The following is a 22044-nucleotide window of genomic DNA, read 5'->3' on the forward strand; positions in this document are numbered from 1 at the left end:
ACCCGGGCCCAGGCAGCACCTGCCCTTTTTATGCTATTTGTGTCCTACTATTTGTTAAAAGTGTTTTCTTTTTTCAGCATAGATGTTTTTCCACTTATTAGCAAGAGAATTTGGCTGAATTTTCATACAAAAAAAGGCTTCTGCAGAGTTTCTGCAGAAGCCTGTGCTGTTTTATTTTACTGCTTACGGTTTTCCCAGTCGCTCAGGAATTTTTCGATGCCCTGATCTGTCAGCGGATGCTTCAGGAGGCCAGGAACAACTTTAAACGGAATGGTCGCGATATGGGCACCGCGGGCCGCTGCTTCTGCCACGTGAGTGGAATGGCGCACGGAGGCAGCAATAATTTTCGTTTCAATGCCGTGAACGTTAAAGATCTCGGAAATTTCACTGATCAGGTCCAGGCCGTTGTGACCGATATCGTCCAGACGTCCAAGGAACGGGGACACGTATGTCGCTCCTGCTCTTGCCGCAATTAACGCCTGGACGGAAGAGAAGACGAGCGTAACATTTGTTTGAATGTTTTCTTCTGTAAAGACCTTTACGGCTTTCATGCCTTCAAGTGTCATTGGAACTTTGACCGTAATATTTGGAGCAATTTTTGCGAGCTCCCGGCCTTCCGTGATCATGCCTTCTGCTTCGGTCGAAATAACTTCGGCACTGACGGAGCCGTCGACGATAGCAGTAATCTCTTTTAACCGTTCATGAAAGTCGACGCCTTCTTTGGCGACAAGACTCGGATTCGTGGTGACGCCCGCGAGAATCCCGAGGTCATTCGCCTCTCTGATTTCATCGACATTCGCTGTATCTACAAAAAACTTCATACATGTTCCCTCCTATTATTTAGTACTCTTTATCCATTTCAAGCAAACGCTTGCAAATCATTTTACTATGGGAAGAAGAAAGTAAGGCGGAGAAAGAAGCGGCCCGTGGCCGGGCCCCTTTTCTTCGCTTTGTGCTCATTATTTACGCCTGGTTGGAAGAACCAAATTCCTGCATTTTGAACTTCACTGTTTCTTTGACAGCATCGCGTGCCGGACCGAGGTATTTACGAGGGTCATACTGGTTCGGCTGCTCTGCCAATACTTCGCGTACTTTCGCCGCAGAAGACATCTGGCTTTCCGTGTTTACGTTCACTTTTGCGTGACCGTAACGGATCGCTTTTTTCACGTCTTCTGTCGGGATGCCTGTACCACCGTGCAGAACGAATGGAACGTCCACGAGCTGCTGGATTTCTTCCATGCGGGTAAAGCTGAGGTTCGGCTCGCCTTTGTACGGGCCGTGCACAGAACCGAGTGCTGCTGCGAAGCAGTCAACTCCGGTCTGCTCTACAAGCTCTTTACATTCTGCAGGAATAGCGTAAGCTTCTTCCGCTTCAGAAACGACCAGGTCGTCTTCCTGCCCGCCTACACGGCCGAGCTCGGCTTCTACAGATACGCCGATCGCGTGCGCAGCATCTACAACGCGCTTAGTCATTTCAATGTTGTATTCGAGCGGGTGGTGGGATCCGTCGATCATTACAGAAGTAAATCCTGCTTTCATTGCCTTCATGCAGTTTTCAAAGCTCGAACCGTGGTCGAGGTGAATGGCTACAGGTACTGTGACGTTGTATTCTTTCATCAACGATTTCACCAGGGTAACGACTGTTTCGAAGCCACCCATGTAACGGGCCGCGCCTTCAGAAACACCGCAGATTACTGGAGATTTTTCTTCTTCAGCCGCCTGAAGAATGGCCTGGGTGAATTCCATGTTGTTCAGGTTGAACTGTCCTACGGCATACTGATTTTTTTGTGCTGTTTTCAGCATTTCCGTCATTGATACCAATGGCATAAAAAATATCCTCCCTCTTCGTTTCAAGCAAAATGTTTGAGCAGCTTCCATACATAGTAAATATATTTAAGCACACGAAAGCATCTGCAGCTTTCATTCAGGCTGCATCGAATAGTGTTTATTAAAGCGTGATGATGATATGATCAGGGCGTCTTCACTGTCAGATACTTCCGCTTGAAAACAAACCGACTATGCTATGTAGATCTTACTCAAATTCTTTTTTCATTATAGCATATCGAGGCCAATTGTCACCCTTCTTGCGAAACTTTGCCGATGACGCTCTTTAAGTTTTCAATGTCAAACGGCTTGGCGATATAGTAATCCGCCCCGTTTTGTCTGGCCGCTTCCACCTGCTCCTTTTCACCAAAGGCAGTCATTATAATCACGTAGGCACCTTCAAGACGGGAGGAGCTTTGAAGTTCTTTAAGCAGTGTGAGCCCGTCGATCCCCGGGAGTTTCATATCGATGATAAAAATTTCCGGCGTCCATTCTTCCACCATATGTAAAGCAAGTTCACCGTTATGTGCTTCTTTGACGGTGTACCCCTCTTCTTCGAGCACCTCTTTTAGGAGAAGCCGGATTCCCATTTGATCATCTACAATTAACACCCGTTCCATTACATGAATTCCTCCTTCTCTACTTTCTTCTACCTGCAGTATATATTACTATGAGATTTATGACCACGTATGTTTCATCCAGGCATCAATTTCAAAGCAGAAAAGAGGATTTTCATGAAAATTTTTTCTACCCAGCTTCAGGGTAAATTCCAAAGTATCATGGACCAGGAGGAAGAATTTGAAGATGCGGCACGTCTGGCCGTACAGGCTGTAAGAGGGCTGGGCAGGCTCTGGGTCGCGGGATCGCCGTCCGCCCATGCTATTGCCCTGGCGCTGGCTGGTCATCCGGACGCCCCGGAAGGCACGACGGCCATTGTACCTTCTCCCGAGACCGAAGCCCTGGCTGAGGTCGACCGTTTGTTCTTAATCATTCATCCTGACGAGCAGGAGGACATGCTTTCGTTTATCCGGACATGCGAAAACAGCGAAACACCTTTAATTATTTTTACGCAGGACGATGCCCGGATCAACGAACTGCTTGGGCCGTTAAACTGCCATATTTCAGCACCTTCGGCTGACCCGGTCATTCCGGACGAAAACGGAGAGCGCTACGGGTATCCATTTGACTTGTCAGCAATGTTTGCCGGCCAGCTTTTATATTTATATATTAAAGAATTATCGGATGAACTCGAATAAAGCAGTAGTATTATGTACAAAGAAGCCTGGATGGTCTATGCCATCCAGGCTTCTTTTCATTTATTCACCTGCAGAGTAACGGATAAATTCGCGGAATAAAGGCTGCGGGCGGGTCGGACGGGAAACAAATTCCGGATGAAACTGCGAAGCAACAAAGTAAGGATGGTCTGCTACTTCAATAATTTCTGCCAGACGGCCGTCCGGGCTCGTACCACTGAAGATAAATCCGTGGTTTTCCAGCTGCTCTCTGTAGGCATTGCTGAATTCATAGCGGTGGCGGTGACGTTCGTAGACGATCTCCGCCTCATCGTAAGCTTCCTTCGCTCGGGAGCCTTCTTTTAGCTTACAAGGATAAAGACCGAGCCGGAGCGTACCGCCAAGATCTTCTACATCCTTCTGCTCCGGAAGCAGGTCGATTACTGCATTTTTGGCATCGGGATGAAATTCTGCCGAGCCCGCATCCTCTATGCCGGCCACGTTTCTTGCAAATTCCACGCTTGCAAGCTGCATGCCAAGACAAATTCCGAGAAACGGAATCTTCTGTTCACGGGCATAGGTGATCGCTTCAATCTTACCCTGGATGCCCCGGTCTCCGAAGCCTCCGGGCACGAGAATTCCATCGGCATCCTTCAGGCGCTCAGCCACATTATTTTTATTCAGATCCTCCGACTGCACCCAGTCGATTTCGATGTCTGCATCAAAGTGGTAGCCCGCGTGCTTAAGCGACTCCGCCACTGAAAGATACGCATCCGGAAGCGCCACATATTTTCCCACAAGGGCAATGCGTACAGTTTTACTTAAGTTTTTCACCCGGTCGACGAGCGCAGTCCATTCCGTCATTTCTGCCGGAGGCGCTGTCAGCTTCAGGTGATCGCAGACAATCTGGTCCATATGCTGGCGCTGCAGTTCAAGCGGGATCTGGTACAACACTTCTGCATCCCCTGCTTCAATGACCGACTCTGAAGGCACGTCGCAGAAGGAAGCAATTTTTTCCTTCATGTTTTCCGGCACCGGCTTTTCTGTCCGGAGTACAATGACGTTCGGCTGAATGCCGATGCCGCGCAGCTCTTTGACACTGTGCTGCGTCGGTTTGGATTTCATTTCTCCGGCTGCGGATAAGTATGGGATTAACGTACAGTGCACGTACATTACGTTGTCGCGTCCGACATCGCTTTTGATCTGGCGAATGGCTTCAAGAAACGGCAGGCTTTCAATATCGCCGACCGTGCCGCCGATTTCTGTAATTACCACGTCGGCCCCTGTTTCTCTTCCTGCACGGTAGACCCGTTCCTTAATCTCATTTGTGACATGCGGAATAACCTGTACAGTACCGCCGAGATAGTCGCCGCGCCGTTCTTTGCGAATAACGGACGAATATACTTTTCCGGTCGTGACATTGCTGTTTTTGCTGAGGTTGATATCGATAAAGCGTTCATAGTGTCCGAGATCCAGGTCTGTTTCCGCTCCGTCGTCTGTCACGAAAACTTCCCCGTGCTGATACGGGCTCATTGTTCCCGGGTCCACGTTGATATATGGGTCAAACTTTTGGATAGTAACACTAAGTCCTCTGTTTTTAAGCAGTCTTCCGAGGGAAGCTGCTGTAATGCCTTTACCTAACGAAGATACAACGCCGCCAGTAACGAAAATATATTTACTCGCCATATACCTATCTGCCTCTCTTTATATAAATGTTCTTTAAAATAGTGCTTCCAGGGCCCGCGCCGCTAAACAGGCTTCCTTCGCTTTTCTTTGTCCAGCTTCGGGTGTTACCAGCTTAATCCATTCGTGATTTCAGATCGTTTGCGACTTCGTCTCAAGCCGACTGAAATCGACGAGCCGTTTAAGCTGGTGCCCAAACACCCTGCGCTTTTCTTTAATCATAAAAAAAACAAAAGTGGCGCCCTGCCACCATATGGAGGGGGCACACTTTTGTTTGTCGTTCATGCTTATATAGGTATCATTTTCACCTTTACGTCACAGCCCAAAAATGATTGTACCTATACGAGTTTCGAAAGTCAAGATCTGGACACGATAAAATTACCGGTTCTCTTCTTCACTTTCCTCTGTATTGTCGCTTCCACTGTCTTCTTCATCTTCGTCTTCCTCTTCGTCAAATCCTGGCCCCGCGTTGCCCGGCTCAAAGCCTTCGAGATCATTATCATCAAATGTGTCTTCATCGGCATCGTCTTTTTTAGAGATGGCGTCCAGATCGTCGGAGATGTCCACCAGGTCATCGTCATACGTTTCTTCCTCCGGATCAATCTCTTCCGCAAGCTCGTCCGATCCCTGCACTGTGTGGCTCAGTTCCTCATCTGACTGATCGAGAGGATACCATCCGCGAAGACCCCAGTGGTTTTCGCCCAGATGCACAAACCGTCCATCCAGATTCATGGAGGTAAACAGTTTGATCATACGGCTTTTTCTTTCTTCTTCCGTGTACCCTTTTAATTCTGTCAAACGGTCCATGACTCTCGTATAGCCTGATGCTCCGCCCTCTTCCTCGAGAATCATATACGCCAGTTCCATCGAGGACATTTCCCTTACTTTTTCTTCGTTCAACTCATTTATTTTCACAGCTTCATCGCTCCTTTTCACGAACATGCCCTTATGCTGATTCCTTTATGTTAATCGCTTCATCGCTACGAAAATTCATACCTAAAATTATAAACATATTTCGAAGGAAAATTCCATAATTATTATTCAATTCCTGCTGATAGAATTTACCGTCTGCCTGCTTAATTGTTTTCCAGGGGGCTCCATTCGTTCTCCTGCCGGTTTGTGAGAAGAGAAACGAGCACAAACGCTGCAAGTGAAAAAAGAACAGGCATTGCCACTTCGTGCATACCGAGCCACCCCGGGACCCAGATCGAAATAATCATGTATGAGGCGATACCGGTGATCATCGCTGCAAGCGCTCCCCATCCATTTGCCTTTTTCCAATAAAGACCTAAAACGATTGGCCAGATAAACGCTGCTTCCAGTCCTCCAAAGGCAAACAGATTGAGCCAGATTAAAAACTCCGGCGGGCTCCATGAAATAGCTACAACAATAATGCCGACTGCTGCCGTAACAATCAGGCTCAGCAGGCGTATTCTGTTTTCCGAAGCGTCCGGCTTGATATAGTTAATGTATACATCTTTTACTACGGAGGAGCTGATCATCAGGAGCAGAGAATCCACGGTGCTCATGATGGCCGCCATCGGCGCTGCCAGTACGATACCGGCCAGCCATCCCGGAAGGACAGTCATGGTAAGCTCGGGCATAACGGTATCGGCAACTTCAATGCCCGGAACGACGACGCGGCCCATAACCCCGGCCATATGCATTCCAAACATCATAAAAGCAACCACTGCCGTTCCGATAAGAAGCGCACGATGCATAGCAGCCGAGCTTTTATACGACATCGCCCGTACTGCCACTTGAGGCAGCCCGACCACTCCCACACCGACTAAAATCCAGAATGATGATACATAAAGGGCCGTTAAATCTCCGTCCGCGCCGAACGGTGTAACGAGGTTCGGGTTCTCCTGGTACAGGGAGGTCATAATATTATTCATGCCGCCCCCTGCTATCAACGTAGCGGTGAAAATGATCAACGTACCGACTACCATAATAATGCCCTGCACCGCATCTGTAACCACTACCGCCCGGAAGCCCCCGATAATTACGTAAAACAGTACAGCTCCTGCAAACAGGAACAGGGATGCCTGATAGCTCATGCCTGTGACCGACTCAATGAGCCTCGCCCCACCTACCCACTGGGCGGCCATGGCGGAAAATAAAAAGACTACAATGCTGAATGCTCCTACAATAACGACCAGCCCGTTATTGTAGCGGGAGCGGAGAAAATCCACGAGTGTTACAGCCCGGTACCGGCGGGCCATGATGGCAAACCGCTTGCCGAGTATCATCAGCGTGAAATAACCGGTAACCACCTGGGACATGGACAAAAGCACCCAGCCAAGCCCGCGGTCGTAGGCGATGCCGGGACCTCCAACAAAGCTGCTCGCACTTCCGTACGTCGCAACCATTGTCATGGCCAGCACCAGCCCGCCAAGTTCACGGCTTCCTAAATAGTAGTCATGAAGAAAAGAAGCGGCTCCCGTCCTTTTTTTAGCGGACCAGATACCGATCGCAAACGTAAAAAGTAAAAAAACGACTAATGGCACAATCACTTCTATATTCATCAGTCTTGCTCCTGATCGAGAGGAATATCACAGAGGACGAACTTCACGACAAACCATAGAGTGACGAATAAAAGAACCGGCCCGAGTACGCAGCTGTAAAAAAGCCAGTCAGGCATACCGAGTATGTATTGATAATTCTGGGGGTCTCTGCCTCCAAGCCCATATGCAAAACCGAACCACCAAATAAAATGGCCCACAGCAATAGCAACACCAAGAAGCGCTTCTTTCGCTGTGAGCTGCTGCAGCTTTTTCTCTTTTTCTTCCAGGCTCATGACCATCCTCCATTTATTTCGTTCCTTCAAAAACTTCAATTAGTTTAGCTGATTTACCAGCCTGCTGCAACTATATTGACAAATCGTTCCTGTTTCAAGAGAATATACGTATTGTGCCTGTACTTTCAAGTGATGTTTAATCATTATAAAAAAGGGTAATATAATTTAATAAAGCTAAAAGGTGTTGATGTAAATGGCTGGCGAAAAACAATTCGACCAATTCGAACCTGGAGAGGTTGTTCATTACGAAGGCTATGAAATGAAAGTTATTTCTGAATTTGAACGCACGGTTATTGTAGAATTCAGTGATTATCCAATTGTGGGAAAAGAAGAAGAATTTCCTTACCACCGCATCGTCCTATTAAAAAATGAAGTAACCCATTAAAATAGTCATCTATCAAATGCAAAGCTGCTCCTCTTTTGTGAGGAAGCAGCTTTTTTTGATTTATAGAAGCTCAAATCCGGGGGCAGGCTATGTCCAGCTCCGCCTCCTAGCCGTCCGGTCCATTGGCTTCATCCTTGTTTCACCGTCTAACGACGCTTCCAACAAGGCTTACGCCAGCCGTCCGGGGCCTGCGAATGCAGGTCAGTTCGATGTTGTTACGGAAGTAACGTCTTTAATCGAACTTCCTCAATACAAGTCGGCTCCGCTTTTCTTTTACATTTCCTTCTCCATAATAAGCATCGGAATCTGATAGCCGCCAAATTCTCCCTGCAGCTTTTCTTTTTTCTCGAACCCCTGAGCTTCGTAGAATTTTTGTCCACGTGTATTTTTTTCCTCTATATACACCCGGATCTTTTTAGCGTTCGGTTCTTCCATCAGCGTTTCGTCAAACAACTGTTTTCCTATCCCACGGCTTTGATGCCCGGGAAGCAGATATAAAGCTGACATTTTGCAGGTTCTTTTGTCGTCGATCGGCCCTAAATCGGAAAAGCCAATAACTTCTCCATCCACTTCAGCTACTTTGGAGGTATGCTTGGATATACGGCGCATTAACATCTCATCGTTGTAGGCCTGGCTTAAATACATCTCCTGGGCTGGCAGAGGAATAATGCCCTCGTAGGCATCGTACCAACACTCCCTTGCGACTTCACGGATTCTATCCAAATCTTTGTACTTCATCGGGCGGATTATAACAGCCATCGCGCTTCCTCCTTCTGCATGGTAGCATGTCTTTCTGTATTCTTCTGGATATATCATTATTTACCCTTCCTCCCTGCAATAAAAACCGCACGGCCCGCTTCATTTTTCTGCTTGACGTTTATGACTTCCAATTGTATAACTAATCTGTAAGCGTATTCAAATTTACCAGGAGGACGACATCATGATTACTTTTATCATCGCAGTAGCATTACTGATTATCGGCTATTTTACATACGGTGCTTTTATTGAAAAATTATTCACTGCAAACGATAAGCGGGCAACCCCCGCCTTCACTAAACAGGATAACGTAGACTACCTTCCTATGGGAACGAAGCGAAACTCCATGATTCAGCTGCTGAATATTGCCGGCGTCGGTCCTATCTTCGGTCCGATCATGGGTGCTCTTTACGGCCCTGTTGCTTTTTTATGGATCGTGTTCGGCGCTATTTTTGCCGGAGCGGTACATGATTACTTAACCGGAATGATTTCCATCCGGAACGGAGGCGCCCACCTTCCGCAGCTTGCCGGCAAATTTCTCGGCAAGTCGATGAAACATATTGTAAACGCGTTTTCCGTGCTTCTTTTATTATTAGTTGGAACCGTTTTCGTTACCGCTCCTGCGGAACTGCTGAGCGGAATTCTTCCAGCAGGAATCGGCCTTGCTGCTATTATTACGGTTATTTTCGCCTACTATACTCTCGCGACGCTTCTTCCGGTGGATAAAATTATCGGCAAGATCTATCCGATCCTCGGGGCGCTTCTGCTGCTCAGCGCTATTGGTATCGGAGGCGGGCTTATCGTTCAGGGACAGCCGATTCCGGAGCTTTCGTTCCAAAACATGCACCCGGACCAGGCACCTATTTTCCCGCTGTTGTTTTTGACTATTTCCTGCGGGGCTATCTCTGGCTTCCATGCTACACAGACACCGATTATTTCCCGCACCACCCAGAGCGAAGGCAGCGGCAGAAAAATCTTCTACGGCATGATGATCGCCGAGGGTATTATCGCCATGATCTGGGCCGCTGCTGCCATGAGCATTTTTAACGGCGTTTCCCTGAATGAAATCATCGCTGCCGGCGGTCCCGGAGCTGTGGTCAGTGAAGTTTCAATGACGATGCTTGGTGCCGTTGGCGGTACGCTCGCAGTTATTGGGGTTATTGTTCTTCCAATCACTTCCGGCGATACTTCGTTTAGAAGCGCACGGATGATCATTGCGGACTACTTCCGGATCAATCAAAAGAAAATGCCGAACCGGCTTTGGATCGCACTTCCATTGTTTGTCGCTTCGTTTGCTTTAACGAACATGGACTTTACCATTTTATGGCGGTACTTTTCCTGGGCCAACCAGTCCACCGCCATGATCGCCCTGTGGGTCGGTGCCATGTACCTCGTGCTTGCCGGGAAAAATCACTGGGTCGCTTCGATTCCGGCCACGTTCATGACTATGGCAACATTCACCTACATTTTAAACGCGCCGATCGGCTTCGGGCTTCCGATGGAATTGAGTTATATTATCGCAGCTGTCGGAACACTGACTGTCATCGCCCTGTTTGTTAAACGGGCCCGCGCCTACGTGGGAACAAGGTTTCCGGTCGACGAGCAGATCGAATCGGTGTATGAAAAAGCTCCCGCCAAAGCATAATAAAAAGGCACCGCCCATTCGGGTGGTGCCTTCGTCGTTATTACATCGTTTCCGGCGCGTTCACGCCGATAAGATCCAGGCCGTTTTGCACCGTCGTCTGGACTGCCTTAGCCAGTACGAGCCTTGCCTGGGTTTTCGGCTCATCCTCAGCATCCATGACACGGTCTGCGTTGTAAAAGCTGTGAAACGCAGAGGCCAGCTCGTGGAGATAGGTGGTCATGCGGTGCGGGGCGAATTTATCCGCTGCAATCGCCACTTCTTCCGGGAATTCCCCGATTTTTTTCAGCACGTCCAGCTCTTTTTCACTGTGAATCGGCGTCAAATCTGCCGCCGGGTCAAAGGTGATGCCGCGTTCCTCCGCCTGACGGAAAATGCTGCAAAGCCGGGCGTGGGCGTACTGAACGTAGTATACCGGATTTTCATTGGACTGCGATTTGGCCAGGCTTAGGTCAAAGTCCATGTGAGTGTCCGGACTCCGCATCGCAAAGAAATAACGGGTGGCATCAATACCGACTTCGTCCATCAAATCCCGCAAAGTTACCGCCTTACCGGTCCTTTTGCTCATCTTCACGCGCTCACCGTTTTCAAACAGATTCACCATTTGAATGATCTGCGTTTCGAGCTGTTCTTTATCATGGCCAAGCGCCTGCACCGCTGCTTCCATACGTGGAATATAGCCGTGGTGGTCCGCCCCCCAGATATTAATAACTTTTTCAAAGCCGCGGCCGAATTTGTCCCGGTGATACGAAATATCCGGCAGCAGATACGTATAGGTGCCGTCGTTTTTCACGAGCACCCGGTCTTTATCATCCCCATAACGGCTCGAGCGGAACCATACCGCTCCGTCTTCTTCGTATGTTTCTCCCTGGTCGTGCAGGTATTGCAGAGTTTCTTCAACATTGCCGTTTGTGTAAAGAGCGGTTTCCGAATACCACACATCAAAACGGACTCTGAATTGTTCAAGGTCCTGCTTCAGCTTTTCGATTTCACGCTTCAGGCCGTACTCGCGGAAAAACTCGAGCCGTTCCTCTTCCTCGACATGCACAAACCGGTCGCCCTGCTCACTGGCAAGCTCTTCGCCGAACTGGCGCACGTCTGCTCCCTGATAGCCGCCTTCAGGCATTTCCATATCCATGCCAAGAGCTTCAAAATACCGGCTTTCGACCGACCTGGCCAGGTTTACAATCTGGTTGCCGGCGTCATTAATGTAATATTCACGCGTCACATCGTAGCCGGCAAAGTCCAGAATGTTGCAAAGCGAGTCCCCTACGGCTGCCCCGCGGGCATGGCCGAGGTGCAGGTTGCCTGTCGGGTTCGCCGATACAAACTCCACCTGAACCTTCTTCTGCTTTCCAACATCAGAACGCCCGTAGTCCGCTCCCTGATCAAGCACTTCCGGAATCACATCAATTAAATACCGGTTATCCATAAAAAAGTTAATAAAGCCGGGTCCCGCAATTTCAATTTCTTTAACGGAGGCTTTGTCTGTGTTTAAGTGATTCACGATGTCTTCGGCGATCGCCCTCGGGGCCTTTTTTGCCACGCTTGCGAGCTTCATCGCTGCGTTGGACGCAAAATCCCCGTGGCTTTTTTCCTTCGGGGTTTCAAGCACAATTTCCGGGACATCCTCCCCCCAGGCAAGTCCTGCCGCTTCAATTGCCGCCGCAATTTCTGTTTTTAACTGTTCTTTCACCTGATCCATTATATTCATATGCTCATGTGTCCTCCTCAATAACGATCGAAATTTCGTAACGCCCTACCGGCGTCCCCTGCAGTACCAGCCGGTAATGAAAATCAATATGCAGCATCCATTCGGGGCTGGCCTTTGTAACAGCCAGATGGTCCGTTACCGCTTCGGTATGAAGCCGGCCGTAGCCCATATCGTAGGTACCTTCAGTGCGCTCGCCGTACGCGTATACCTGACGCATGGCCACGGCCCCGCTTCGGAGTACCATAACCTCTGTATTTCCGATTTTCAGCGTTGTCTGTACTTTTCCTATGCCCTCGAGTTCTTCTTCGAACCGGACATACGTCCATTCCTGTTTTTCGTACATTTCGCCATCTGCGTTCAGCTGGATGGTTTCACGTTCATCTTCCTGCTGCATATTGGTTGTCATAGCGACTTTTACCGGGGTCTTTGCTGTGTCTGCCACGATGAGCCACCTTTCTCTATGCCTGCACATACTCGCTTTTAACGTTCCGGTTAATCACTGTCTTATTTTAACACGACTTCGCGCATTGAGAAGGGAAAATTGATCATTTGAAAAGCCCGCAGACAAAAAAACTCCCCTGCCGGAGCACGGAAGCTTTAATCACCCTTTGACCGAACCGGCAAGCAGGCCCATTCTTCGGCCTGGGCGGCCCTAATCCCGGATATTCCGGAATAACCGATCTCCTTCCTCTGGAAAGAGCATAAAAAAGACACCGGATCGTTGGCCCGGTGCCCTGCGTTTATTCGTCTTCCGTTATTTCGAGACCTTCTCCCGAAGCCTTGAGCTGATCGTACGTGTAGACCGCAATGGCTGTGTCCTGCACCCCGGTGCCTGTCAGATCACAGAAGGTGACCTGCTCCATCGTTTCCCTTCCGGGGGCATCTCCACTGATAATCGCCCCGATTTCCACAGTGCTGCTTTCATCGATGACTCCTGATTCTTTTGCCGTCCGGTGTTCTCCGATGGAAAACACCTGCGAGGCAGCATCGCAGGCAAGAATATCCACCGCTCCGAGTACGTCCGGCTCGATTTCGTTCTTTTCCGCAGCATCTGAGCCCATAGCCGTAATGTGAAGCCCCGGATGCAGCCATTCTTTTTTGATGAACGGCTCTGTTGATGGCGTCGTTGTAACGAGCACATCGCAGTTTCGTACTACTGTTTCAAGATCGGCAGCTTCTGTTGTAACGCCAAGCTCATGCTCCATTTCGCGCTGATACGCTTCGATCCGCTCTTTTTTGCGTCCGTACACATACACTTTTTCAATCGACGGCCGCACCATTTTCAGCGCCCGCAGCTGAAAGCGCGCCTGCGTGCCGGTACCGACAATACCTGCAATCCTTGCCTCGTCTTTAGCCAGATACTTGGCTGCCGCAGCGCCGGCAATTCCTGTGCGTACATCGGTCAGGTATCCATTGTCCTGCAGCACTGCTGCCGGGAACCCGGTATCCGAATGAAACAAAAGCATCATGCCGCTAAGGCTTGGAAGCCCTTTGTCCGGGTTATCGAAAAAACCGGTCGAAATTTTCAGGGCAAACTGGTCCATGCCTTTGACGTAGGCCGTTTTTGCATCCAATTCACCATTTTTGTCGGCAATGGGCATGCTGAGTACGGGAGGCATGGTTACTTCTCCTGCCTGCAGGCGCCGGAAGCCGTCTTCAATGAGGGAAAGCGCCTGCTGATTGACATCAATCGTATTTCTGATCGGTTTTTCTTTGAATAAATACAAGGACTCCGCCTCCTTTAAAATGTACTGCTTTTATTATAGGAAACATTACACTAAATCAAAACCATTAATCATGAGAACGCTTAAATATATGCAGAACGGGAATAGCCTACCATACTTTGATTAAAAGGCAGGTGGACGGTATGAAATATCGTCAGTTGGGAAATACCGGATTGGAAGTAAGTGAACTGAGCTTTGGCACATGGGCCATTGGTGGCGCGTGGGGAGCAACAAACGATAACGAAGCGCTCAGGGGCCTCGAGGCGGCTATGGATTCCGGTGTCAATTTTTTCGACACGGCTGACGTTTACGGGGACGGCCACAGCGAAGAGTTAATCGGAAAAGCGACAAAAGGAAAAGAAGACAAGATTCACGTGGCCAGCAAATTTGCGCGCGGCGGCGATATTAATGACCCAAATACTTATTCCAGGAAAAGTGTCACGGACTATCTGGACGCTACGTTAAGGCGTCTCGGCCGCGAACGCCTGGATCTTTATCAGATTCACTGTCCGCCGATTGATATTTTAAAAGACGGCTCGGTGTTTCAGGTACTTGATGACCTGCAGGCACAGGGAAAAATCCGGCATTACGGAGTCAGCGTAGAAACCGTGGAGGAAGGCATGGAATGCCTTCATTATCCAAATGTTAAGGCACTTCAGGTGATCTACAATATTTTCCGCCAGAAGCCGGCAGAGCGGCTGTTTCCACAGGCGAAAAAGCAGGGCGTCGGCATCCTGACCCGCGTGCCGCTCGCAAGCGGGCTGTTAACCGGTAAATATACAAAAGAAACGACTTTCGCTGAAGATGACCACCGTAATTTCAACCGGGACGGAGACGCCTTCAATGTCGGAGAAACATTCGCCGGCCTTCCTTTCCAAAAAGGCGTGGAGCTCAGCACCTCCCTCCAGTGGATTAAAGAAGAACGGGGAACGATGGCGCAGGCAGCCCTGCGCTGGATTCTTGATAACGAAGACGTCACCTGTGTCATACCAGGATTCCGAAATGAAAAACAGGTGTCCGACAGTCTCGAAGCAGTCAGCGTGCCTTCCTTCTCCAGAGACGAGCAGGAAAAGCTGACGAAGTTTTATTTAGAGGACGTGGAGCCAAATATCCGGGGCGGATATTAAATCGTATGATTAACACAGATTTTACCCGGGTATTAGTACGAGTGGACAAAATATAACTTAAAGGAGCGATTATATATGGGAAGCCAATCTGTTTCCGAACTTACTGCAGGTACAAACTATAAAGCGAGTGAAATCGACAGCTTTGTAGAAAACAATCATGTTACAGTTGTTTCTAACAATGAAAATCAATTGTTTACAGAACCGGACCGCGAGTACAAAGTCGTCTATAAATTCGGCGGCTACTTCGATCATTCGGAGGAACTCGGCGGAAAAGAATTCGTTGAAAAACCAACGTACGTCGTAGAAAAAGTCTAAAAACAGAGTAATTCTGTATTAAAGACAAAGGAAGGCCGGCGCCCCTCATACGGGGAGCCGGCCTTCTTAGTATTTCTGATCCATTGCCTGGGCAAGCGATGAGGCAATCGGCACGTCCTGAAAGCTGATGCCAAGATGGACGGAGGTCTGGGCAATTTCCGGACGCATTCCTGCCAGGACAGGCTGTACGCCAATCAGCTTTAACGAGCGGATCAGCCCGAAAATCTGATGTGCGACGTGGGTATCGATGCCGGCGACGCCGGAAAGATCAATAAACAATTCAGAGACCTGCTTTTTCGAGCATGCCTCGAGGGAGTGCTCGAGTATCACCGCGGCCCGTTCTTCATCAATTTCACCTATTAACGGAAGAAGGGCGGATGATTTATTCAGCGAGATGACCGGAGCACTCAGTTCGTTAATAATGCTTTCTTTGGCTTCCAGTTTCTGCAGGAACAGCCGGTTGGACTTTTCCACATAAGAAAGAATAATCTGATCCACGCCGTTTGTTACGAGCTCCCGAAGCTGTTCTTTCATATTGGCGGAGAGCCCCGTGTGCTCTTCAGCGTAAAAGCGCTTCAAGTAGGCAGTATACTGCTCCCGGTATCTCATCATTTCCCGGACCACCCGCGCATCCTTCGTCCGGAAGTATTTGGGATCATTTATAATGCCGTCTATCCATACTTCAAAGGTATTTTCCCATGTATTCCGATCCTCGATAAAAATGCTCGAGAAATATAAATGAAACTCATACGTCTGAGACTTCAGTTCCTCGGCTTCTTTTGGATCGGTCGTTGCGTAAGCAGATTCCCTGTCTGATTCCTCCAACGTTTCGTACCATGAATTCGCCATTTCCGCTGCGTGATTGACAAAATAGTCACGGATCAACTGGTTGGTGCTCATACGGCACCGTCTCCCTTCTGTATGCAGACTACTCCTATCCTTTTTCGTGTTCCTTAAAAAAATTGAAACTAAACAAGGAAAATTATGACTCCGGCTGGAGCTGAGATGACCTTCTTAACGTCCACTGATCTTTTTCAAGATGTGCTTTAAAGCGGTTCATGATCCAAAGATGAATAAACGCCTGGGTATACTGATAAAAGTACCACGGCATAGCCGGAACATAATCATGTACCGCTACAATGCACTGGTTTGTATGAGGAATTTTGCGGAATTCCAGCCGGCCCCGCTCTCCTTCATTTACCTGGGCAAGGAGTCCCCCGGTAATATAGTACAGCGCACGGTCTTCTTCGCTGCGCTCTTTGGAATAGGAAAGCTCGAGAAATGTTCTTTTCATAAAGGCAGGCCGCAGGCTGTACAGATAACGGTCGGTCGTTTCCACCTTTACGAATGGGCGCAGAAGCTTCGGGAGCCATTTTATATAATAACGGGCCGTCCAGTCCGCGTCTCTTCCATTTGGAATGGTTACACGCTGAACGGAACGTACATTCCGCTCCACAGGTGCCGGCTTCAGGCGGGCCAGAATGGAGGGCTGCTCCTTCCTGTTTTCCTTCAGCGAATTTTCGGCCGCTTCCCGGAATGGAATTTTTCCATCACTGATGCCCTTCACACTTTTTGCAGGATCAGCCACCATTGGATGAATCAGACTTTCAATCAGCGGATAAACCAGGCTTTTGGGCGTCCCTGTAGTTACACTCACCCATAGTCTTGAAAGACGAACGGTGAAAAAAGGCACAGTGACGGCGTACCGCTTTTTCCCCATCACCTTTGAAGTGATGTCCATCATTTTCCGGTAGGTCATTACGTCCGGCCCTCCAACATCGATGGAACGGTTGTAGAGCGATTCTTCCCCGATGCTCTTCTGCAGACTGTTTAACACGTCGGCAAGGGCGATCGGATGAGTTTTAGTCTGCGTCCATTTCGGAAGAATCATGACCGGCAGCCGCTTCACCAGCTTTGCGAGAATAGGGAACGAGGAGCCTTGCGGACCGACGATTAACCCTGCACGTATAGCAGTCACCGGGGTCCGGTATGATTTTAGAATGTTTTCCACCTCGAGCCGGCTGCTTAAATGGCGGGACAGGCGGTCGGCTTCCGGAATAATGCCGCTCAAATAAACGACCTGCTTCACCTGCTTCTGCTCAGCGGCACGCGCGAAATTGTCCGCAAGGATAACATCCATATCCTCAAAGCGGCCCTGGGTTAGTTTGGACGTCGGCATCATCGAATGAACTAAGTAGAGAGCGTAATCTGCGCCTTCGAGTGCCTGTTCCGCGTCTTTTAATGAAAATAAGTCACACGAGCGCCACGTTACATGCTCCTCGTTTTCTTTTGTGTCTATGTTTCTCGACAAAGCAATAATATCTGCATGCTTTTTCAGCTCCGCCATCAGGTTTCGCCCGATGTATCCGCTCGCTCCGGTAATCGCTACGACCGGCCGCCGGCTCTTTGTCTCTTCCATTTTCACACGCCCCTTCTCGTTTTTAAACTTTACCTATACCATTCCCTAATTTCTCCGGTGCTAATTACATATTTATTTTAGAAATAATCCACTGCGCAATTATCACTGTAACAAAGCTGACGAGAAATCCAAAAACCACGAAAGCAAGCACCCAAAGCCAGCCCCTGTCGAGATTCAGACCGGCGAGCAGACCTATCACTGCCCACGTCAACGCTGTCGGGAGCGCGTATTTTAATGCGTTTTCCATCGAGTCATCCCCTCCTCTTCTGCTCCTTTCCCGTTTCAAATTCCCCCCAACACTTAAGTTCATCATTTGTTCACAACTATATATTTTCCACACTTGCATCCTATTGTGAAATAGTGCACAATATAGATAGATAAGGATTGCTCATTCATTCACATGATTCACATTCGAAAGGGGATTTTATATATGAAAAGAAATCACGTCCACCGGGTTGTTGTTGTCGGAGCCGGCGCTGTCGGCAGCGGTTATGCGTTTTCGTTAATTAATCAGGGCGTCGTCGAGGAGCTCGTGATCATCGATTTGGATGAACGCAAGGCCGAAGGGGACGTGATGGACCTGAATCACGGCAAAGCCTTTGCTCCGCATCCCACTAAAACATGGTTTGGCACCTATGAAGACTGCCGGGAGGCCGATATTGTCTGCATTACCGCCGGTGCCAATCAAAAACCCGGTGAGAGCCGTCTCGACCTTGTAGGCAAAAATACGGCTATATTTAAAAATATTGTTGGTCAGGTGATGGATAATGGCTTCGACGGAATATTCCTTATCGCTACCAACCCTGTAGATATTCTTACGTATGCCACCCAGCAGTTCAGCGGACTTCCGAGAGAGCGGGTCATTGGAAGCGGCACAATTCTTGATACCTCCCGCCTGCGGTTTATGCTGAGTGACTATTTCGACACTGCCGCCCAGAATGCCCATGCCTATATCATTGGTGAACACGGCGACACGTCGCTTGCCGTCTGGAGCCAGGCAAACGTCGGTGGTCGAAACGCAGTGGAGCTGGCAGAGGAAAAAGAAGGTAAACATGTGGAGGAAATGAAAGGCATGATTAAAGACGTACGCGGGGCTGCTTATGAAATCATTGAGCGCAAAGGCGCCACCAGCTACGGCATCGCGATGGGGCTCACCCGTATTACAAACGCGATTCTTAAAAATGAAAACAGTGTTTTGACCGTCAGTGCCCACCTTGACGGACAGTACGGGGAAAATAATCTGTACATCGGTGTTCCGGCCGTCATTAACCGCGAGGGGATCCGGGAAGTGATCGAACTGCCGCTGGATGAAGAAGAAACCCGGAACTTCCGCCACAGTGCAGAGACACTCCGCAACGTATGGGAAAAAGCCAGCGGGCAGGCGGCTAATTAAACGATCCTCTTGTTATAAAAACGTAACCCTGAAGAGCCCTTCCACTGCGAAGGGTTTTTTCACGGCTCCATTCCCCTTAAAGCGTAGGGATTCCCCATTTCGGGGCAATGTATGTTAGAATTTGAAGGAATAGCAACCTACTAGTGAGAAGGAGCCTGAATGTATGAGTATTTCACGTAACGACCCGTGTCCTTGCGGCAGCGGTAAAAAATACAAAAAATGCTGCGGCGACCCCGCCAACCAGCCAGCTTATACGACTGAAGAAGTAACCAACATACAGCTGGATCTTGCAGCCGCTGCAAACAAAGACAGCCGGAAGGATTTCAGTCATTATTACCGCCGTGTCTACCGGCCGAACTATTTCCCTTATGCCTGGCATAAGTTTGTCCAAAACCTGGCGCTTGCCGATTTTTTACTGCACGGCAATGAGCGCAGGGAATGGATGAATATCCATCAGCAGATAGAGCAGAACAATCAGCATCCCCGGCTTCAGCGGCTTTATTCCAACTGGACCGGACACAATCTGTCATTATTCCGTCTGAATAAAATGACCGACGACTGGTACGAAGTCACTGACCTGTTGAGCGAGGAAGTTCACCACATTGAACCACTGTCCTTTTTCCGGGACCTGCAGGAAAACATTGTGTTTCTCGCCTTTTTAGTGCCTGTGGAAGACAAATGGTATCCAATGCTCGGCCTGCTGCCGTTCCATCCGGATTTCGCCGATGACGTCATTAAAAGTGTTACCGGCTCTGTTCCGGATAGTGAAGCGGATAAAGCCGGCTGGATCACGCATCACCTGCCGGACGTACTTCGCACCCTGAAGGACGATCTTCAGGAGAAATACCAGGAAGCAGACAGCATCTCCACCCCTTCTGAAACAGGTTCAGATGCTGCGGCCGATACAAAAGAGACCGCTGCGCCGTCCCCTTCAGGCCTGAATGACGATCAGCAGAAAGTAGTGGAGGCGCTCGAAAACTCCGATCAGCTGTCCAAAGACGCAATATCTACAGCCTCAGAGCTGTGGGCCCGCTTTTGCGAACAGGAAAACCCTGTGATCCGCAAACCGGAAGCCCAGGCAGCAGCTCTGGAATACGCAGTAGGTGGCGGCACCCAAAAAGAAATCGCCGAACGCTACGGTGTGGCTTCATCCACTATTCGTACGCAGTGGAAAAAGATGGAGCCTTATACGTCAAATGAAAATGCATAAAAAATAAACGACGGCCTGCAGGGGGTGAAACCCCGCAGGCCGTTTACTATTTCAGAAAGAACGTTTCTTTTTCCGTTTTTTCAAGGCAAGCATACGGCTTCCGGTAAGCGCCAGATGGATTGAGGCAGCCATCAGTATAAGATCAAGCTCAAAGCCTCCAATCAGCCCCTCCTGCCATTTGACCGTTACAATCGCTCCAAGCATAATGAGCGCAAACAGGCCGGCAACCACACGCGTCAGCAGCCCAAGAATAAGTAAAAGACCTCCCACGGCTTCGATGACTGCTACAGCGTAAGCAGTGCCATCCGGCATGCCCATGCTGCCAAACGATGCAGCCGATGCACCCATTCCGTTCAGTAATTTATCTGCTCCGTGGGCTAAAAATATCACACCCGTTACGATCCGGAGGATCAGCAGACCGGCTTCCATATTTTTCATTTTATTTCCTCCTCTTTCTTTTTCACCAGTATGTCGAATGCCCGCGAATTTGAAAAGACACTATAATAAGATAGGTGATTTCTGCCTACAAAAAAGAGGCCGGGGCGGCCTCTTCTCACAGTTTTTTCTCAAGCCAGATGCGTTCATCTGTTAACTCCTCTTTCACCTGAAAGCCTGCTGCCTTCAGCATATCAATAAATTCCGGGTACTGGTGGGCGAGCTTGGTCTGCACTACCTGATATCCCTGCTCACGGGCATGAATAAGAACATTGCCGACAAGACGGCTTCTCCAGCCATCATCTTCAGATGCTTCCTCCATCCCGTTCAGCCAGCTGTACCACACGCTGTCATCTTTTGCGTAGCTGATGTCATAGCCGAGAATCTTTCCTTCCTCCCGTGCTACCTGCACGAGAGACGCCTCTGCCTGTTCGAGGGTCTGATGCATTGGTTCCATTTTTTCAAAAAGCTGAGCGTGTAAATATAAGATGCCCTGAAGCACTTCGCTTGGAGGCATACCTTCGTATTTTTCTATCTGCATCGTAATTGTTCCTTCCTTCCATCACTAACTTCTACGGCAAGTGTAGCATATGCGGGCACGGTTTATCTTTCCTACCGCCTTTTCCTTGTTCATGTTACCATGTAAAGTGATATGAAAAGACGTCACGGCGCACGCATACATACCAGAATGTAGTTGAGGAGATCGATGGGTCATGGAACTAACGTTAAATCTGTATTACCTGTTATTTATCGGCCTGGCATTAAATGCCGTTATTTACGTCATCGCACGCATTAAGCAGCACGGCCGCCGGCACCGGTTCGCTGCAGCGAATGTAACATTCATAGCCTTTTTTTCTGTATTAATGTTAAGTATTGTATTCTCCCGATGGATCGGGCCCGACTTATTTGTCGTAAGCGTCGGCATGATTTTTATGTTCGTTATCGCCGCCCTTTTGGATAAAAAAATAGAAGCAGACTAAAAACAGACAGTGGCGCTATGCCCTGTCTGTTTTTAGCCCGATAAAAAGCCGCTTAACAGGTATTCAATCATCACACGGATTTCCCCTGGAGTTTTTGAATCTCCTGCATTAATAAATTAAGCTCTGCCTGGGCACTGTTTATGGAAGCTGTTAACTTGCCAAGTTCGATATTGGCGGTCTGGTACAGGCACTTTGTGAGTTTATCGATGGAGTCGGAATTAGCAATTTTAGCGTTGCTTATAGATGGGGACATACCATTTGCAGCTATTTTGAACAGCCTCCTTGAGTCACTTTTTCATTAGAGAAACTTCTGCGAACTGCATTCAAACCATTATATTGTACCTATAAATCCCTATTCATTATAACATAAACTAAGAAAATTCATAGTAATATAGTAATGAATTA

At 48.7% G+C, this 22044-nt stretch carries 25 protein-coding genes; 8 read left to right on the forward strand and 17 right to left on the reverse strand.

Annotation, left to right across the window (positions count from 1 at the left end; translation table 11 throughout):
* Positions 1-176 precede the first annotated feature (176 nt).
* The 3 genes from fsa to BLV22_RS07230 form a co-directional block, all read right to left on the reverse strand.
* Positions 177-821 (reverse strand): fructose-6-phosphate aldolase, encoded by a 645-nt coding sequence (gene fsa, locus BLV22_RS07220; RefSeq protein ID WP_091613202.1) that lies wholly within the window; start codon positions 819-821, stop codon positions 177-179.
* Positions 822-963: 142 nt separating this feature from the next.
* Positions 964-1827: a class II fructose-1,6-bisphosphate aldolase gene (gene fba, locus BLV22_RS07225; protein WP_091613205.1), complete on the reverse strand. Its 864-nt coding sequence runs from the start codon at positions 1825-1827 to the stop codon at positions 964-966.
* Positions 1828-2075: 248 nt separating this feature from the next.
* Complete coding sequence (locus BLV22_RS07230; RefSeq protein WP_091613207.1) at positions 2076-2444, reverse strand: response regulator; 369 nt, start codon at positions 2442-2444, stop codon at positions 2076-2078.
* Positions 2445-2558: 114 nt separating this feature from the next.
* Between BLV22_RS07230 and BLV22_RS07235 the strand changes: the two genes are divergently transcribed.
* Positions 2559-3080, forward strand: coding sequence for a DUF2529 family protein (locus tag BLV22_RS07235; protein ID WP_176967696.1), 522 nt, complete (start codon positions 2559-2561; stop codon positions 3078-3080).
* 60 nt (positions 3081-3140) lie between these two features.
* Here BLV22_RS07235 and BLV22_RS07240 read toward each other — a convergent pair whose 3' ends face one another.
* The 4 genes from BLV22_RS07240 to BLV22_RS07255 form a co-directional block, all read right to left on the reverse strand.
* On the reverse strand, positions 3141-4742 hold the full coding sequence (locus tag BLV22_RS07240; protein ID WP_091613213.1) for a CTP synthase: 1602 nt from the start codon (positions 4740-4742) through the stop codon (positions 3141-3143).
* Between the two features lie 375 nt (positions 4743-5117).
* Positions 5118-5654 carry a DNA-directed RNA polymerase subunit delta gene (gene rpoE / locus BLV22_RS07245; protein ID WP_176967697.1) on the reverse strand — a complete coding sequence of 179 codons (537 nt, stop codon included), beginning with the start codon at positions 5652-5654 and terminating at the stop codon, positions 5118-5120.
* 161 nt (positions 5655-5815) lie between these two features.
* On the reverse strand, positions 5816-7267 hold the full coding sequence (gene panF / locus BLV22_RS07250) for a sodium/pantothenate symporter (RefSeq protein ID WP_091613218.1): 1452 nt from the start codon (positions 7265-7267) through the stop codon (positions 5816-5818).
* Positions 7267-7539 carry a YhdT family protein gene (locus BLV22_RS07255; RefSeq protein ID WP_245724037.1) on the reverse strand — a complete coding sequence of 91 codons (273 nt, stop codon included), beginning with the start codon at positions 7537-7539 and terminating at the stop codon, positions 7267-7269. The genes panF and BLV22_RS07255 overlap by 1 nt, the downstream gene beginning before the upstream one ends.
* Positions 7540-7732: 193 nt before the next feature.
* On the opposite strand from BLV22_RS07255, the gene BLV22_RS07260 reads away from it, so the two are divergent.
* A complete protein-coding gene (locus BLV22_RS07260; protein ID WP_022794603.1) occupies positions 7733-7924 on the forward strand; it encodes a hypothetical protein in 192 nt (63 codons plus the stop codon).
* A gap of 273 nt (positions 7925-8197) precedes the next feature.
* Here the strand turns inward: BLV22_RS07260 and BLV22_RS07265 are convergent, their stop codons facing one another.
* Positions 8198-8683: a GNAT family N-acetyltransferase gene (locus BLV22_RS07265; RefSeq protein ID WP_176967698.1), complete on the reverse strand. Its 486-nt coding sequence runs from the start codon at positions 8681-8683 to the stop codon at positions 8198-8200.
* A 181-nt stretch (positions 8684-8864) separates the two neighbouring features.
* Here BLV22_RS07265 and BLV22_RS07270 point away from each other — a divergent pair, with 181 nt between their 5' ends.
* Positions 8865-10325, forward strand: coding sequence for a carbon starvation CstA family protein (locus tag BLV22_RS07270; RefSeq protein ID WP_091613226.1), 1461 nt, complete (start codon positions 8865-8867; stop codon positions 10323-10325).
* A gap of 40 nt (positions 10326-10365) precedes the next feature.
* Here the strand turns inward: BLV22_RS07270 and argS are convergent, their stop codons facing one another.
* The 3 genes from argS to BLV22_RS07285 form a co-directional block, all read right to left on the reverse strand.
* On the reverse strand, positions 10366-12036 hold the full coding sequence (gene argS / locus BLV22_RS07275; RefSeq protein WP_091613229.1) for an arginine--tRNA ligase: 1671 nt from the start codon (positions 12034-12036) through the stop codon (positions 10366-10368).
* A gap of 4 nt (positions 12037-12040) precedes the next feature.
* Positions 12041-12478, reverse strand: a complete 438-nt coding sequence (locus tag BLV22_RS07280) for a YwiB family protein (RefSeq protein ID WP_176967699.1) — start codon at positions 12476-12478, stop codon at positions 12041-12043.
* A gap of 298 nt (positions 12479-12776) precedes the next feature.
* A complete protein-coding gene (locus tag BLV22_RS07285) occupies positions 12777-13763 on the reverse strand; it encodes a cyclodeaminase (protein WP_091613235.1) in 987 nt (328 codons plus the stop codon).
* A 140-nt stretch (positions 13764-13903) separates the two neighbouring features.
* On the opposite strand from BLV22_RS07285, the gene BLV22_RS07290 reads away from it, so the two are divergent.
* On the forward strand, positions 13904-14887 hold the full coding sequence (locus BLV22_RS07290; protein WP_091613238.1) for an aldo/keto reductase: 984 nt from the start codon (positions 13904-13906) through the stop codon (positions 14885-14887).
* 75 nt (positions 14888-14962) lie between these two features.
* The gene (locus BLV22_RS07295; protein ID WP_091613240.1) at positions 14963-15202 is read left to right on the forward strand and encodes a hypothetical protein; all 240 of its coding nucleotides are present in this window, start codon (positions 14963-14965) and stop codon (positions 15200-15202) included.
* Between the two features lie 66 nt (positions 15203-15268).
* Here the strand turns inward: BLV22_RS07295 and BLV22_RS07300 are convergent, their stop codons facing one another.
* From BLV22_RS07300 to BLV22_RS07310, 3 genes are all read right to left on the reverse strand, one after another.
* The gene (locus BLV22_RS07300; RefSeq protein ID WP_091613243.1) at positions 15269-16102 is read right to left on the reverse strand and encodes an STAS domain-containing protein; all 834 of its coding nucleotides are present in this window, start codon (positions 16100-16102) and stop codon (positions 15269-15271) included.
* Between the two features lie 82 nt (positions 16103-16184).
* On the reverse strand, positions 16185-17621 hold the full coding sequence (locus BLV22_RS07305) for an NAD(P)H-binding protein (protein ID WP_091613246.1): 1437 nt from the start codon (positions 17619-17621) through the stop codon (positions 16185-16187).
* A 64-nt stretch (positions 17622-17685) separates the two neighbouring features.
* On the reverse strand, positions 17686-17868 hold the full coding sequence (locus tag BLV22_RS07310) for a hypothetical protein (RefSeq protein ID WP_091613249.1): 183 nt from the start codon (positions 17866-17868) through the stop codon (positions 17686-17688).
* A gap of 183 nt (positions 17869-18051) precedes the next feature.
* Here BLV22_RS07310 and BLV22_RS07315 point away from each other — a divergent pair, with 183 nt between their 5' ends.
* Positions 18052-19014, forward strand: a complete 963-nt coding sequence (locus tag BLV22_RS07315; protein ID WP_091613252.1) for an L-lactate dehydrogenase — start codon at positions 18052-18054, stop codon at positions 19012-19014.
* A gap of 163 nt (positions 19015-19177) precedes the next feature.
* Entirely contained in the window at positions 19178-20224 is a 1047-nt protein-coding gene (locus BLV22_RS07320; protein ID WP_091613255.1) for an SEC-C metal-binding domain-containing protein, read from the forward strand.
* Between the two features lie 51 nt (positions 20225-20275).
* On the opposite strand, the gene BLV22_RS07325 is transcribed toward BLV22_RS07320, so the two are convergent.
* Together BLV22_RS07325 and BLV22_RS07330 are read right to left on the reverse strand one after the other, a co-directional pair.
* Positions 20276-20662, reverse strand: a complete 387-nt coding sequence (locus tag BLV22_RS07325; protein WP_091613258.1) for a DoxX family protein — start codon at positions 20660-20662, stop codon at positions 20276-20278.
* A gap of 115 nt (positions 20663-20777) precedes the next feature.
* On the reverse strand, positions 20778-21200 hold the full coding sequence (locus tag BLV22_RS07330; protein WP_091613261.1) for a hypothetical protein: 423 nt from the start codon (positions 21198-21200) through the stop codon (positions 20778-20780).
* Positions 21201-21372: 172 nt separating this feature from the next.
* On the opposite strand from BLV22_RS07330, the gene BLV22_RS07335 reads away from it, so the two are divergent.
* Complete coding sequence (locus tag BLV22_RS07335; protein ID WP_091613265.1) at positions 21373-21639, forward strand: hypothetical protein; 267 nt, start codon at positions 21373-21375, stop codon at positions 21637-21639.
* Between the two features lie 70 nt (positions 21640-21709).
* On the opposite strand, the gene BLV22_RS07340 is transcribed toward BLV22_RS07335, so the two are convergent.
* Positions 21710-21892 (reverse strand): hypothetical protein, encoded by a 183-nt coding sequence (locus BLV22_RS07340; RefSeq protein WP_091613268.1) that lies wholly within the window; start codon positions 21890-21892, stop codon positions 21710-21712.
* Positions 21893-22044 lie beyond the last annotated feature (152 nt).

The organism is Marinococcus luteus (genome assembly GCF_900106595.1).
In the GTDB taxonomy this organism is placed as follows: domain Bacteria; phylum Bacillota; class Bacilli; order Bacillales; family Marinococcaceae; genus Marinococcus; species Marinococcus luteus.

Excerpts from the sequence above, each read along its gene's own strand:
- fsa (WP_091613202.1), bottom strand. The coding sequence starts at position 821 with ATGAAGTTTTTTGTAGATACAGCGAATGTCGATGAAATCAGAGAGGCG.
- fba (WP_091613205.1), bottom strand. The coding sequence starts at position 1,827 with ATGCCATTGGTATCAATGACGGAAATGCTGAAAACAGCACAAAAAAAT.
- BLV22_RS07230 (WP_091613207.1), bottom strand. The coding sequence starts at position 2,444 with ATGGAACGGGTGTTAATTGTAGATGATCAAATGGGAATCCGGCTTCTC.
- BLV22_RS07235 (WP_176967696.1), top strand. The coding sequence starts at position 2,559 with ATGAAAATTTTTTCTACCCAGCTTCAGGGTAAATTCCAAAGTATCATG.
- BLV22_RS07240 (WP_091613213.1), bottom strand. The coding sequence starts at position 4,742 with ATGGCGAGTAAATATATTTTCGTTACTGGCGGCGTTGTATCTTCGTTA.
- panF (WP_091613218.1), bottom strand. The coding sequence starts at position 7,267 with ATGAATATAGAAGTGATTGTGCCATTAGTCGTTTTTTTACTTTTTACG.
- BLV22_RS07255 (WP_245724037.1), bottom strand. The coding sequence starts at position 7,539 with ATGAGCCTGGAAGAAAAAGAGAAAAAGCTGCAGCAGCTCACAGCGAAA.
- BLV22_RS07260 (WP_022794603.1), top strand. The coding sequence starts at position 7,733 with ATGGCTGGCGAAAAACAATTCGACCAATTCGAACCTGGAGAGGTTGTT.
- BLV22_RS07265 (WP_176967698.1), bottom strand. The coding sequence starts at position 8,683 with ATGGCTGTTATAATCCGCCCGATGAAGTACAAAGATTTGGATAGAATC.
- BLV22_RS07270 (WP_091613226.1), top strand. The coding sequence starts at position 8,865 with ATGATTACTTTTATCATCGCAGTAGCATTACTGATTATCGGCTATTTT.
- argS (WP_091613229.1), bottom strand. The coding sequence starts at position 12,036 with ATGAATATAATGGATCAGGTGAAAGAACAGTTAAAAACAGAAATTGCG.
- BLV22_RS07290 (WP_091613238.1), top strand. The coding sequence starts at position 13,904 with ATGAAATATCGTCAGTTGGGAAATACCGGATTGGAAGTAAGTGAACTG.
- BLV22_RS07295 (WP_091613240.1), top strand. The coding sequence starts at position 14,963 with ATGGGAAGCCAATCTGTTTCCGAACTTACTGCAGGTACAAACTATAAA.
- BLV22_RS07300 (WP_091613243.1), bottom strand. The coding sequence starts at position 16,102 with ATGAGCACCAACCAGTTGATCCGTGACTATTTTGTCAATCACGCAGCG.
- BLV22_RS07305 (WP_091613246.1), bottom strand. The coding sequence starts at position 17,621 with ATGGAAGAGACAAAGAGCCGGCGGCCGGTCGTAGCGATTACCGGAGCG.
- BLV22_RS07310 (WP_091613249.1), bottom strand. The coding sequence starts at position 17,868 with ATGGAAAACGCATTAAAATACGCGCTCCCGACAGCGTTGACGTGGGCA.
- BLV22_RS07315 (WP_091613252.1), top strand. The coding sequence starts at position 18,052 with ATGAAAAGAAATCACGTCCACCGGGTTGTTGTTGTCGGAGCCGGCGCT.
- BLV22_RS07320 (WP_091613255.1), top strand. The coding sequence starts at position 19,178 with ATGAGTATTTCACGTAACGACCCGTGTCCTTGCGGCAGCGGTAAAAAA.
- BLV22_RS07325 (WP_091613258.1), bottom strand. The coding sequence starts at position 20,662 with ATGAAAAATATGGAAGCCGGTCTGCTGATCCTCCGGATCGTAACGGGT.
- BLV22_RS07330 (WP_091613261.1), bottom strand. The coding sequence starts at position 21,200 with ATGCAGATAGAAAAATACGAAGGTATGCCTCCAAGCGAAGTGCTTCAG.
- BLV22_RS07335 (WP_091613265.1), top strand. The coding sequence starts at position 21,373 with ATGGAACTAACGTTAAATCTGTATTACCTGTTATTTATCGGCCTGGCA.
- BLV22_RS07340 (WP_091613268.1), bottom strand. The coding sequence starts at position 21,892 with ATGTCCCCATCTATAAGCAACGCTAAAATTGCTAATTCCGACTCCATC.